The organism is Roseateles sp., assembly GCF_039595295.1.
Classification (GTDB): Bacteria; Pseudomonadota; Gammaproteobacteria; order Burkholderiales; family Burkholderiaceae_C; genus Roseateles.
Window position 1 is genome coordinate 33,044 of sequence record NZ_JBCNLU010000016.1, and the last position, 12,761, is coordinate 45,804.

12 protein-coding genes are annotated in these 12,761 nt (G+C 68.2%); 6 read left to right on the plus strand and 6 right to left on the minus strand.

Going from position 1 to position 12,761, the window contains the following annotated elements:
* Positions 1-151 precede the first annotated feature (151 nt).
* The 4 genes from ABDW59_RS13595 to pmbA form a co-directional block, all read right to left on the minus strand.
* The gene (locus ABDW59_RS13595; RefSeq protein WP_343630375.1) at positions 152-862 is read right to left on the minus strand and encodes a glutathione S-transferase N-terminal domain-containing protein; all 711 of its coding nucleotides are present in this window, start codon (positions 860-862) and stop codon (positions 152-154) included.
* Between the two features lie 136 nt (positions 863-998).
* Positions 999-1,667, minus strand: coding sequence for a signal peptidase I (lepB, locus tag ABDW59_RS13600; protein WP_343630376.1), 669 nt, complete (start codon positions 1,665-1,667; stop codon positions 999-1,001).
* A 144-nt stretch (positions 1,668-1,811) separates the two neighbouring features.
* A complete protein-coding gene (locus ABDW59_RS13605) occupies positions 1,812-2,351 on the minus strand; it encodes a hypothetical protein (RefSeq protein ID WP_343630377.1) in 540 nt (179 codons plus the stop codon).
* Positions 2,352-2,719: 368 nt separating this feature from the next.
* Positions 2,720-4,087: a metalloprotease PmbA gene (gene pmbA, locus ABDW59_RS13610; RefSeq protein WP_343630378.1), complete on the minus strand. Its 1,368-nt coding sequence runs from the start codon at positions 4,085-4,087 to the stop codon at positions 2,720-2,722.
* A gap of 118 nt (positions 4,088-4,205) precedes the next feature.
* Here pmbA and yjgA point away from each other — a divergent pair, with 118 nt between their 5' ends.
* From yjgA to ABDW59_RS13625, 3 genes are all read left to right on the plus strand, one after another.
* Positions 4,206-4,790, plus strand: a complete 585-nt coding sequence (gene yjgA / locus ABDW59_RS13615; protein ID WP_343630379.1) for a ribosome biogenesis factor YjgA — start codon at positions 4,206-4,208, stop codon at positions 4,788-4,790.
* The gene (mog, locus tag ABDW59_RS13620; RefSeq protein WP_343630380.1) at positions 4,783-5,412 is read left to right on the plus strand and encodes a molybdopterin adenylyltransferase; all 630 of its coding nucleotides are present in this window, start codon (positions 4,783-4,785) and stop codon (positions 5,410-5,412) included. The genes yjgA and mog overlap by 8 nt, the downstream gene beginning before the upstream one ends.
* A gap of 90 nt (positions 5,413-5,502) precedes the next feature.
* Entirely contained in the window at positions 5,503-6,003 is a 501-nt protein-coding gene (locus ABDW59_RS13625) for a peptidylprolyl isomerase (protein ID WP_343630381.1), read from the plus strand.
* A gap of 139 nt (positions 6,004-6,142) precedes the next feature.
* Here ABDW59_RS13625 and cysE read toward each other — a convergent pair whose 3' ends face one another.
* Both cysE and ABDW59_RS13635 read right to left on the minus strand, forming a co-directional pair.
* The gene (gene cysE, locus ABDW59_RS13630) at positions 6,143-6,910 is read right to left on the minus strand and encodes a serine O-acetyltransferase (protein WP_343630382.1); all 768 of its coding nucleotides are present in this window, start codon (positions 6,908-6,910) and stop codon (positions 6,143-6,145) included.
* A 127-nt stretch (positions 6,911-7,037) separates the two neighbouring features.
* Positions 7,038-7,805, minus strand: a complete 768-nt coding sequence (locus tag ABDW59_RS13635; RefSeq protein WP_343630383.1) for an RNA methyltransferase — start codon at positions 7,803-7,805, stop codon at positions 7,038-7,040.
* 121 nt (positions 7,806-7,926) lie between these two features.
* Here ABDW59_RS13635 and ABDW59_RS13640 point away from each other — a divergent pair, with 121 nt between their 5' ends.
* From ABDW59_RS13640 to ABDW59_RS13650, 3 genes are all read left to right on the plus strand, one after another.
* Positions 7,927-8,886, plus strand: a complete 960-nt coding sequence (locus ABDW59_RS13640; RefSeq protein WP_343630384.1) for an inositol monophosphatase family protein — start codon at positions 7,927-7,929, stop codon at positions 8,884-8,886.
* A 369-nt stretch (positions 8,887-9,255) separates the two neighbouring features.
* Positions 9,256-11,850, plus strand: coding sequence for a DNA mismatch repair protein MutS (gene mutS, locus ABDW59_RS13645; RefSeq protein ID WP_343630385.1), 2,595 nt, complete (start codon positions 9,256-9,258; stop codon positions 11,848-11,850).
* Between the two features lie 19 nt (positions 11,851-11,869).
* Positions 11,870-12,721: an alpha/beta hydrolase gene (locus tag ABDW59_RS13650; protein ID WP_343630386.1), complete on the plus strand. Its 852-nt coding sequence runs from the start codon at positions 11,870-11,872 to the stop codon at positions 12,719-12,721.
* The last annotated feature ends 40 nt before the right edge of the window (positions 12,722-12,761 follow it).

The following is a 12,761-nucleotide window of genomic DNA, read 5'->3' on the forward strand; positions in this document are numbered from 1 at the left end:
CCCCACCCGCTCTGCTGATCGATCGCGAAGACCCTCTCCCCCGCCCTCTCCCGCAAGCGGGAGAGGGGGTAAGACAGCCTCACGACCATCACCGAGCTCCGTTCACCGTTCTCCCTCGCCCGCTTGCGGGAGAGGGCTGGGGAGAGGGTCTTCAGCCCGCCGGTCGCGCCGGGATATTCAACCCGCGCTTGACCGCGTCGCGCGCCAGGAAGGCGCTCACCACGCGCTGCACATTGGAAAACTCCGAGTACCCGACCAGCTCGGCCGCCTCGTAGAACCCGACCAGGTTGTTGACCCAAGGCCAGATCGCGATGTCGGCGATGGTGTACTCGTCGCCCATGATCCAGTCGCGACCGATGACGCGCTGCTCCAGCACCGCCAGCAGCCGCTTGGACTCGGCGACATAGCGGTCGCGCGGACGCTTGTCCTCATATGCCTTCCCGGCGAACTTATGGAAGAAACCGAGTTGGCCGAACATCGGCCCCACGCCACCCATCTGGAACATCACCCACTGCAGCGTCTCGTAGCGCCGCGCCGCATCCTGCGGGATCAGACGACCGGTCTTCTCGGCCAAATAGACCAGGATCGCGCCAGACTCGAACAGCGGGAGCGGCTCGCCGCCCGGACCGTCGGGATCGATGATCGCGGGAATCTTGTTGTTGGGGTTCAGCGAGAGAAAAGCCGGTGACAGCTGGTCATCGGTCTGGAAGCTCACCAGATGCGGCTCATAGGCCAGACCCAGCTCCTCCAGCGCGATCGACACCTTGACACCGTTGGGCGTAGGCAGCGAATACAGCTGCAGGCGCTCGGGATGCTGGGCGGGCCATTTCTGGGTGATGGGGAAGCGAGACAGATCCGTCATTGCGGGAGCCGCCCAGAGGCGGTCGTCGAGTGTGATGACGGGCAATTCTCAACGGGTCTCGAGAGACCTTGCGTGGCGCGGGTCAATGGGACATGTGGCTGCGCCCGACGCACGAGAGCACCTCGTCGATCACTGCTCATCGCAGCGGCGCCGCGAATCGATCCCAGCGCGGCGCCCAGTGCCCGGTGATGTCGGCGGAGACCAGCACCCGATGCGCCTGTCCAATGATCTGCCGGCGTTGCACCAGCCCGATGAAGCGCGAGTCCTCGCTGTTGTCGCGGTTGTCGCCCATCATGAAGTACGCGTCGGCCGGCACCTGCAGCGGCCCGAAGTCGCGACGCGCGTTCACCTCGGGCAGGAACTGGACGACGCGGCGCTGTCCGCCCCATTCCTCGATCTCGCGCACGCCGCGCAGCGCCACACCCGGCGCGACCGGCTCGGTGACCTCCTCGACCGGCGCATACCGGGCAGGCTCGCCGTTGATGATGAGGCGGTCACCGCGAAGCTCGACCGTGTCGCCCGGAATGGCCACCACGCGCTTGATCAGCCGGGTGCCGTCGCGCGGCGAACTGAAGGTCACCACATCGCCGCGATGCGGATCATCGACGCGGCGCAGGGAAATCTCGGTCAGCGGGACTTTCCAGTCATAGGCCACACGCTCGACGAAGACGACATCGCCCTCCAGAATCGTCGGCCGCATGGAGCCGCTGGGTACCGGATTCCAATCCGCGATCGCGGTCCGGAAGAACAGGAAGCCCGCCATCAGCAGCAGGAAGTTGCGGTTCGCGCCGAGCCAGGTCTTCATGGCGTCATCTCCAGAGCAAGAGGAAACCGAGTCTTGATCGATGCAAGTCGGCTCGGGCCCGCGATGCGGCGAATGGCGGGGATTCGCGCGTCGATGGCGGCAGGGCGACACGCGCGCCGTGAGGCCCGCGTGTCGCCATCGGCCTCATTGGGCGGTCACCATGGTCTTGAGCACGACACGGCCGTCGCCGAAAGCCTGTTCCAGCACGCCCAGCATGCCCAGGGCCTCGCGCAGCGTGTCGCGGATGGCGGACGCGGCGAGGATGGCCTCGTCGTCATCCTCCAGGCGCGAGTCGCCTTCCATCAGCGCGCGCTCCAGGCGGGCCGCCATCTCGGCGACGGCCAGCGCGTGCTGCATGCGCTGGCGCAGCGTGGCGATGGCCATGGCGACCGAGATGTCGCGGCGCGGCGCGAGGAACTCGGCATTGCCCGGCGCGAAGCGGCTGTAGGTCGGGTACATGCGCGAGCGGTAGAGGAACTCCTCGAACTCGTCGCTGCTCAGACGGCGCAGCGGGCGGTAGCTGAGCAGATCCTGCTCGATCTCGGAGAAGTCCGGGAGCGAGTGGGGGAGCGGGTCGTTGGCGGGCGCGGCGCTGGGCGCGAAGGCGGCCGTAGCGCCGTGGGTGGCGGAACTGACGGCGGCGGGGGCCCGGGTCTCGGGACGTTCGGCAGTGAGGACGGTCATGGGCTGACTCCAATCCAGGGGCGGGTTGAGGAGAGATGAGGAGGGATTCCTTCGGCGAGCCCCTGCGCCGGTTGTCGCACGTGGGCAGGTCTCGGAAGGCGATGCGGGTGCATCGGGAGCGGATAATTTCCCAGGCCGGTCGAAACGGCGCCACGGAAATATCAAGGACGAGGGGAAACAGCGAAAACGAGGCAGTGCCCACGGCCCGAACAAGGCGGTCCCCTCCCTGGTTTCCAGAGGGGTGACTAGAGAAATGAGGGTGTCGAGTGCGACAGCCGAAATGCAAACGGGGGCACCCGAAGGTGCCCCCGTTGACGGCGGACGACCCGACCGAAGCTCACGCTGAAGGGTCAGGTTTTGCGCCCGGATCAGGCGCCGGCCAGCTTCATGCTTTCGATCAGGATGGAGCCCACGGTCTTGCTGCCCAGCGTGTACTCGTCGGCGCCGATGCCGACGATCTGCTTGAACATGTCCTTCACGTTGCCCGCGATGGTGATCTCGTTGACCGGATGGACGATGACGCCGTTCTCGACCCAGAAGCCGCTGGCGCCGCGCGAGTAATCACCCGTCACGTAGTTGACGCCCTGCCCCATCAGCTCGGTCACGAACAGGCCGGTGCCCAGACGGCGCAGCATGGTCGCCAGATCGTCGCCCGGCGCGGTCGCGGTGCTGCGCATCGTCAGGTTGTGCGACCCGCCCGCATGGCCCGTCGTGCGCAGGCCCAGCTTGCGCGCCGAGTAGGTCGACAGGAAGTAGCCCTTGAGCACGCCTGCCTCGACCACCGTGCGGGCCCGCGTCGTCACGCCCTCGTCGTCGAAGGGCGCGCTGCCCTTGCCCTTGACGACATGCGGATCCTCGACGACCTCGACGTGATTCGACAGCACCTGCTGGTCCAGACTGTCCAGCAGGAAGCTGGCGCGGCGGTACAGCGCGCCGCCGCTGGTAGCCTGCACCAGCGCGCCCAGCAGGCCCGCGGCCACCGGGGCCTCGAACAGCACCGGGACGCTGGCCGTCTTCACCTTGCGGCCCTTGAGACGCGCCAGCGCGCGCTCAGCGGCATAGCGGCCGATGGACTCGGCGGAGGACAGGTCCGCCGCGTCGCGCATGGAGCTGTACCAGGCGTCGCGCTCCATGCCCGCGCCGCGGCCGGCAATGGGCGCGACGGAGAGCGAATGGCGCGAGCTCGCATACCCGCCGCGGAAGCCGCGCGAGTTGCCCGAGAAGAAATGCGACTGCTGCGCCGACACCGCGGCACCTTCGGAATTGGTGATGCGCGCGTCGGTCTTGAGCGCCGCCTCCTCGCAGCGCAGGGCCAGCTCCGCGGCCTGCTCGGCGCTCACCGACCAGGGGTGGAACAGGTCCAGCGCCGGGCGCGCGGACTCGTCCAGCGACAGGTCCTGCTCGTCGGGCAGGCCGGCGAATTCGTCCTCCGCGGTGAAGCGGGCGATGTCGTAGGCGGCGCGGACCGTGTCCTTGAGCGCCTTGGGCGAGAAGTCCGAGGTGCTGGCGTTGCCGCGGCGCTGGCCCAGATAGACCGAGATGCCCAGCGACTTGTCGCGATTGCGCTCCACGTTCTCGAGCTGGCCGCGCCGCACCGACACCGACATCCCGCTGCCTTCGGACACTTCGGCGCCGGCGTCGCTGGCGCCGAGCGCCTTGGCTTCGGCGAGGACGTCCTCGATCAACTGGCGGAACTGGTCCTGGCTATACGAGAATCCTTGCTCGGCTTGACTCATGAATGCGGTCTCTATGAAAGCAGCGCGGCCTGGGGGAATCCGAGGCCGCGGCGGGGTGGCGACTATCATACGGGCGCTGTGCCCCGCCCTCCCGGTCGGGGCTTCTCGCTTTCCCCCCATGCACGACGACTACGAAGACACCGGCGACGACTTCGCCGACGACCGCCCCAGCAAGAGCCAGCTCAAGCGCGACATGGACGCGCTGCAGGACCTGGGTCAGGAGCTGCTCGCGCTGCCCGAGAAGCGCGTGGCCGCGCTCAACCTGCCCGAATCGCTGATGGATGCGATCAAGGAAGGCCGCCGCATCGTGGCGGGCACCGCCCGCAGCGGCAAGAAGCGCCACCTGCAGCTGATCGGCAAGCTGATGCGTCAGGTCGACCCCGCCCCCATCCGCGAAGCCGTGGCCGAGTTCAAGCTCGGCCGCGCGCAAGACGCGCTGGAGCTGCACCAGGCCGAGCGCTGGCGCGAGCGCCTGGTCGAGGACGACAACGCGCTGCAAGGCTTCATCGACAGCTTCGACGAGGTCGACGTCCAGCAGCTGCGCAGCCTGATCCGCGCCGCCCGCAAGGACCGCGCGCAGGCGCCCGAGCAGCGCAACGGCCGCGCCTGGCGCGAGCTGTTCCAGCTCATCAAGTCGCACCTGCTGGCGTCCAAGGGCGCGACGCCCGACGACGCCGAAGATGCGGAAGCCGACGATGAGTGAGGCCGCTACCCAGCCCGCCGAACTCGGATCGGGCGCCGACCCGCTCGGGCCGGATCCGGTACGGGTGGGGATCGTCTCGATCAGCGACCGTGCCTCCAGCGGCGTCTACGAGGACAAGGGCCTGCCCGCGCTGCAGAACTGGCTGAGCAGCGCGCTGCTCAATCCGATCGAGTTCCAGCCTCGCCTGATCCCCGATGAGCGGGCCGGCATCGCCGCCACGCTGCGCGAGCTGGTCGACGACGCGCGCTGCGATCTGGTGCTGACCACCGGCGGCACCGGCCCCGCGGTGCGCGACGTCACGCCCGAGGCCACGCTGGACGTGGCCGACCGCGAGATGCCGGGCTTCGGCGAGCAGATGCGGCAGATCTCGCTGCACTTCGTGCCGACGGCCATCCTGTCGAGGCAGGTGGCGGTGATCCGCGGCAAGGCGCTGATCATCAACCTGCCGGGCCAGCCCAAGGCCATCGCCGAGACGCTGAGCGGCCACGCGGGCGCCAAGGGCATCTTCGCGGCGGTGCCCTACTGCATCGACCTCATCGGCGGCCCGTATCTGGAAACGCGCGACGAGGTCTGCGCGTCCTTCAGACCCAAGAACGCCCAGCGCCCGCCGCGCCAGGGCTGACCGCTCTCAACCACCGCCCCTTCACGCGCCCCGCAAGAAGCGCTCAACAGGACCATCAGGCCCCATCGGGCCCCAACTGGAACGACTCCCATGAAGATCACCAAGGACACTATCGCCACCGTCGAGCTCAAGGTCGCCAACAAGCTCGGCCAGGTCATCGAGCAGACGGATGAGCCGATGGCGCTGCTGATCGGCGGCTATGGCAACACGCTGCCGGCCATCGAGGCGGCGCTGGAAGGCCAGGAAAAGGGCTTCGCCACGACCATCGAGCTCACGCCCGAGACCGGCTTCGGCGAGCGCGACGAGAGCCTGATGATCACCATTCCCAAGAAGGACTTCCCGCCCGGCGTGAAGGTCGGCGGCCAGCTGCAGCTGCGCGCGGCCAACGAGGGCGATGATCCGAATTCCGACGAGGGCTACCAGGTCTTCACCGTCGCCAAGATCAAGGGCGACACGGTGCACCTGGATGGCAATCATCCGTTGGCCGGCCAGCACCTGAAGATCACGGTCAAGGTCAAGGACGTGCGCGCCGCGTCGCAGGAAGAGATCGCCCACGGCCACGCGCATGGGGATCACGGCCACCATCATTGATTCCGCGAGAGAGGGCCGGAAGACCCTCTCCCCTGCCCTCTCCCGCCCGGCGGGAGAGGGAGCCATACCTGCGGGAGCGGAGGGGGGGCGGGAGGAAAATCAGCGCGACATCGAAGATCGTCCGCTCACCAGCGCCCGCTCACTTCACCAACCGCGTCAGCTCGTCCGCATCGAAGTGCTCGCCCTGCTGCGCGCCTTGCGGCACGCAATCCCGGCGCTGCTCCTCCGACAGCTTCGCGATCGCCTGCCACAGCAGCGCGATCTGATGCTCATGTCCTGACGCGTTGTCGATCAAGCCCTTCATCGCCTGAGCGACCGGATCGTCGCCCTGCGTCACGCCATAAGCCGAGAAGCCCATCCGGGCCGCCGCCTCTTCGCGCTGCGCATCGCCCTTGGCCTCGATGATCCGGGCCGGATTCCCGACCGCCGTGGCGCCCGCCGGAACCGGCTTCGTCACCACCGCGCCCGACCCCACTCGCGCGCCCTCGCCGACGCTGAAGCCGCCGAGGATGCAGGCGTTGGCGCCGACGATCACGCCGCGCTCCAGCGTCGGATGCCGCTTGGCGCCCTTGACCAGCGAGGTGCCGCCCAAGGTCACGCCCTGATAGATGGTCACCTCGTCATGGATCTCGGTCATCTCGCCGATGACGATGCCCATGCCGTGGTCGATGAACACCCGCCGGCCGATGGTCGCGCCGGGGTGGATCTCGATCCCGGTCAAGAAGCGCCCGATGTGCGAAGTGAAGCGCCCCAGCCAGCGCAGACCGCGCGTCCAGAACCAGTGCGCGAGGCGATGCAGCGTCAGCGCGTGCAGACCCGGGTAACAGGTCAGCACCTCCCAGGCCGAGCGGGCGGCGGGGTCGCGTTCGAGGATGCAGGCGATGTCTTCGCGAAGACGCTGGAACATAGACGGGACCTGGCAGAGCCCAGGGGCTCGTGATGCGGGTCGGCCAGTTTAGCGGCGGGCTCCGACCTTGCCGGGCCCAGGTCTTCTGCGCCGCCGCAACACTCCCCCGTGCGCTCCCCCGTCTCGCCTACTCGTCCCCCCCAAGCGCGGGGGACGGGTCGTGCGGGCGGGTCTTCTCGATCGCGCGGGCGATGCCGCGCAGGATGTGGATCTCCTCCTGCGTCAGCACCGCGCGATTGAACAGCTGATTCAGCCGCGGCATCAGCTTCTTGGGCGACGCGGGATCCAGATAGCCAAGGTGGACCAGGCTGGACTCGAGATGCGCGAGCAGCCCCTGCACCGCGCGCGCGTCGGCCAGGTTCGCGTCGGCGGTGCGGGGCTCCACCGCGAAGCCGCCCAGCGCCTGCCGCCAGTCGTAGGACAGCAACTGCACCGCCTGCGCCAGATTCAACGAGCCGTACTCCGGATGCGTCGGGATCGAGAGCACCGCATGAGCGCGATAGACGTCCTCGTTGCTCATCCCGTAGCGCTCGGAGCCGAACATCAGCGCGACGCGATGCCGCACCGGCTCGCCGCGGGCGAGCTCCGCGAAGAGCTCACGCGGCGCGCGCGTCGGCGGACCGAAGTCGCGCGGCGTCATCGCCGTGGCGCAGACGAAGCTGCAGCCGTCCAGCGCATCCTCGACCCGATCGACGATGCGCGCGCGGGCCAGGATGTCGGCGGCGCCGCTGGCCATGGCGACCGTCTCCTCCTGACTGAGCACGTCCGCGAAGCGCGGCCGCACCAGCACCAGATCTCGGAAGCCCATCACCTTCATCGCGCGCGCGGTCGAGCCGACATTGCCGGGATGGCTGGTCTCGATCAGCACGAATCGGGTGTCGTCGGCGGGGGGCATAGGGAAAACCACGGCTCTGTGTCAAAATCGCGAATTATCCGCGCCGGCAGAAGGTCCCAGGACTTCTCCCGGCGCTTGCTCTTTCCTTTCGCCAGTCCACTTCGCACAGGAATCGTCCCGCATGACGCAAGCCGCCCTCCATCCCATGCTCAACGTCGCCATCAAGGCGGCACGCACCGCCGGCGCCATCATCAACCGCGCGTCGATGGACCTGGACATCCTGAAGATCAACACCAAGTCGCCCAACGACTTCGTGACCGAAGTGGACCAGGCCGCCGAGCAGGCGATCATCGAGACGCTGCTGCAGGCCTACCCCGACCACGGCATCCTGGCCGAAGAGTCCGGCCGCGAATACGGCGCCAAGCATTCCGAGTTCCAGTGGATCATCGACCCGCTGGACGGCACGACCAACTTCATCCACGGCCTGCCGATGTACTGCGTGTCGATCGCGCTGGCGCATCGCAACGTGGTGCAGCAGGCGGTGGTCTACGACCCGACCCGCAACGATCTCTTCTACGCGACCAAGGGCCGCGGCGCCTATCTCAACGACAAGCGCATCCGCGTGTCCAAGCGCACCCGCATGAGCGACGCGCTGATCGGCACGGGCTTCCCGTTCCGTCGCGGCGACAACTTCAAGCGCTACATGAAGATGTTCGAGGAGGTCATGACGCAATGCGCCGGCCTGCGTCGTCCGGGCGCGGCCGCGCTGGACCTGTGCTACGTGGCGGCGGGCTACTACGACGCCTTCTTCGAGACCGGCCTGAACCCGTGGGACGTGGCCGCGGGCTCGCTGATCATTGCCGAGGCCGGCGGCCTGGTGGGCAACTTCACCGGCGAGCCGGACTTCCTGTTCCAGCGCGAGATCCTGGCGGGCACGCCCAAGATCTACGGTCAGTTGGTCGCGACGCTGGCCCCCTACACCCGCGTGATCACGCAGGAAGCGCTGGAAGCCGACGCGGCCGCCGCGCAAGCGCCGGATGTGGCCGCGCCCAAGAAGCCCAAGGCCAAGACCGCCGACGCCGAAGCGCCGAAGAAGCGGGGCCCGGTGCGCCTCAAGAAGTCGGACCTCGACCAGGCCTGATGCCGGCATCGCGCGGCAGATGCGCCGCGCCGCATGAGTCGCCCTCTTGAGCTTGTCTCAAGCTGAAGACGAAGCCCTCCCTTTGGAGGGCTTCGTCGTTTCCGGACTGCCTGGCCCTCGTTCCGAAGAAGGGGTTGGCGGCTTTCGGCATCGGTGCGACATCGACGCGGCGTTATCAGTTTTAGCATTTCGCGCATGGCCGCCTGCATGGCCTGCTCATCAACGAGGTCTTCTATGTCATCTGGCTTGACCCCGACCACCGCCTCTACGCGTGATGCCCAGGACCGCCCCGGCCATGCCCTACACTCGCCTCCCAGCCACCCACCGCAACGCCCTCCGCGCGAGGGCGTTGCTCATTCCCCGTCCCCGATGAGCAGCGCCGAGACCGACGATTTCAGCCAGCACACGCCGATGATGCGGCAGTACTTCAGCATCAAGGCCGACTTCCCCGACACGCTGGTCTTCTATCGCATGGGGGACTTCTACGAGGTCTTCTTCGACGACGCCCGCAAGGCCAACGCGCTGCTGGACGTCACGCTGACCACCCGCGGCCAGAGCGGCGGCAATCCGGTCGTCATGGCCGGCGTTCCGGTGCATGCGCTGGAGTCCTATCTCGGCAAGCTGATCAAGCTGGGCGAGTCCGTCGCCATCGCCGAGCAGGTCGGCGAGGTCGGCTTGAACAAGGGGCCGGTCGAGCGCAAGGTCGTGCGCGTGGTGACGCCGGGCACGGTCACCGACTCGGAGCTGCTGGCCGACAAGCAGGACTCGGTGCTGCTGGCGGTGTCCGCGCAGGGCAAGACGCTGGGTCTGGCGTGGCTGTCGCTTACGCAGGGCCAGCTTGGACTGGCGCAGTGCGGCGAGCGGGAGCTGGGCTCCTGGCTCGCGCGACTGTCGCCGGCCGAAGTCCTGGTCGATCGCGAAAAGCATCCGCAGGCCGTGCTCGCCGCGCGCCCGCCCATCACGAATCGCCCCGGCTGGCAGTTCGACGCCAAGCTCGGCCAGCGCAAGCTGTGCGAGCAACTGGGCGTCGCTTCGCTGCAAGGCCTGAACGCCCACGACATGCCCGCCGCGCATGCCGCCGCGGCCGCCTTGCTCTCCTTCGCCGAACACACGCAAGGCCGCGCGCTGTCGCATGTGAAGACACTGCAGGTGCAGCGCGCCACCGACCTGCTGGACCTTCCTCCAGCGACGCAGCGCAACCTCGAACTGACGATGACGCTGCGCGGCGAGACCTCCCCCACGCTGCTGTCGCTGCTCGACACCTGCCGCACCGGCATGGGCAGCCGCGCGCTGCGTCACTGGCTGCTGCATCCGCTGCGCGACCGCGCCGCTGCCCGCGAGCGCCAGGATGCGATCGCCGAACTGATGACCACCGGTTTCGAGCCGCTGCGCGAGGCGCTGCGCCAAGTCTCCGACGTGGAGCGCATCTCCGCCCGCATCGCGCTGCGCCAGGTGCGTCCGCGTGAGCTCGCCGGTCTGCGCGCGACGCTGCAGATCCTGCCGGAACTGGCGCAGACCGTGCCCGTCGGCAGCACCCTGCTGGACCAGTTGGCCGAAGGCCTGCGCGCCTCCCCGCATCTGGCGGAGCTTCTCACCCGCGCGATCGCCGAGGAACCCGCGGCCATGCTGCGCGAAGGCGGCGTCATCGCCACCGGCTTCGACGAACAGCTCGACGAGCTGCGCGGCATCCAGACCAACTGCGACGACTTCCTGCTGAAGCTGGAAGTCCGCGAGCGCGCCCGCACCGGCATCCAGAATCTGCGCGTCCAGTACAACAAGGTCCACGGCTTCTACATCGAGGTCACGACCAGCGGCCTGGACAAGGTCCCGTCCGACTACCAGCGCCGCCAGACGCTGAAGAACGCCGAGCGCTTCATCACGCCCGAGCTCAAGGACTTCGAGGACAAGGCGCTGTCGGCGCAGGAGCGCGCCCTGTCGCGCGAGAAGATGCTCTATGAGCTGGTCATCGACCAGCTCACCGAGGAGCTGCAAGCACTGGGCAAGCTGGCCCGTTCGCTGGCCTCGGTGGACGTGCTGTCGGCGCTCGCCGAGCGCGCCGGTACGCTGAACTGGTGCCGGCCGGAGTTCGTTTCGCACCCCTGCATCGAGATCCAGGGAGGCCGCCATCCCGTCGTCGAGGCGCGTCTGCGCGAGACCGGCGCGGGCGAGTTCATGGCCAACGACTGCCGGCTCGACGCCCGCACCAAGCTGCTGGTCATCACCGGCCCGAACATGGGCGGCAAGAGCACCTTCATGCGCCAGGTCGCGCTGATCGCGCTGCTGTCGGCGGTGGGCTCGTACGTGCCGGCGACGGCCTGCCGGCTCGGCCCCATCGATGCGATCCACACCCGCATCGGCGCGGCGGATGACCTCGCCAACGCGCAGTCCACCTTCATGCTGGAGATGACCGAGGCCGCGGCGATCCTGCACGCCGCGACCGAGCAGTCGCTGGTGTTGATGGACGAGATCGGCCGCGGCACCTCGACCTTCGACGGCCTGGCGCTGGCCGGCGCGATCGCCACGCACCTGCACGACAAGTGCCGCGCCTTCACGCTGTTCGCGACCCATTACTTCGAGCTGACCGAGTTCCCCGCCAAGCATCCGCAGGCGGCGAACATGCATGTCTCCGCGGTGGAGAGCGGCGAGGACATCGTCTTCCTGCACGAGATCCAGCCCGGCCCCGCCAGCCGCAGCTACGGCGTGCAGGTCGCGCGACTGGCCGGCATGCCCGGCCCGGTGGTGCGGCAGGCACGGGCGTCGCTGGAGGCGCTCGAGGCCCGCGCCAGCGAGGGCGAGACGCAGATCGATCTCTTCGCCGCACCACCCGAACCCGCGCCTGGAACCGCGGCGCACGGTTCCTCGGAGTTGCTGGACGCCTTGCAGGACCTTGATCCCGACGCGCTCAGCCCGCGCGAGGCGCACGCGGCGCTCTATCAACTCAAGGCGCTGGCCACCGCCCGCTGAACGATCGAAGCCTCCCGACATGCCGATGACGCCGACCACGCCGATGACGCTGCCCGCCCCGAGCTCGAAGACGCTCGTCTTCTCCCACGCGAACGGCTTCCCGTCGGGCTGCTATCGGGTGCTCTTCGACATCTGGCGCGAAGCCGGCTGGCAAGTGCACGCGCTGCCGCGCATCGGCCACGATCCGCGCTATCCGGTCACCAGCAACTGGCCGCATCTGCGCGACGAGCTGCTGCATTTCATCGAGCACGAGGTCAAGCCCGCGGGGCCGGTCACGCTGGTCGGGCACTCGCTCGGCGGCCTGCTCTCGCTGCTGGCGACCTGTCGCAAGCCGGCGCTGGTGCAAGGCCTGGTGATGCTGGATTCGCCGGTCGTCGACGGCTGGCGCGCCCACAGCTTGCAAGTCGCGAAGACGGCCGGCTTCATCAAGCGGGTCTCGCCGGGCAAGATCTCGCAGCAACGCCGCTACGAATGGCCCTCCCGCGAGGACGTGTACGCGCATTTCGCGTCCAAGCACAAGTTCGCGCGCTGGGATCCCCGCGTACTGCAGGACTACGTCGCCAGCGGCTTCGACGAGCACGATGACGGCCAGGTCCGTTTGGGCTTCACCCGCGAGATCGAGACCCGCATCTACAACACGCTGCCGCACAACCTTCCCCGCATCCTCAAGCGCCATGCGCCGAAGTGCCCGGTGGCCTTCATCGCGGGCACGCAGTCAGAGGAACTTCGGCAAGCGACGGCCGCGGGTTCCAAGGCGCTGGCCAAGGATCTGTTCCGCTGGTTCGAAGGCTCGCATCTCTATCCGTTCGAACGGCCCGACGACACCGCGCATCTGGTGCTCGAGCTGATCGGCGAAATGCGGGCCGGATGAAGGCCAATTCGACGTCGCTATAATCGCGCTTTACCACCAC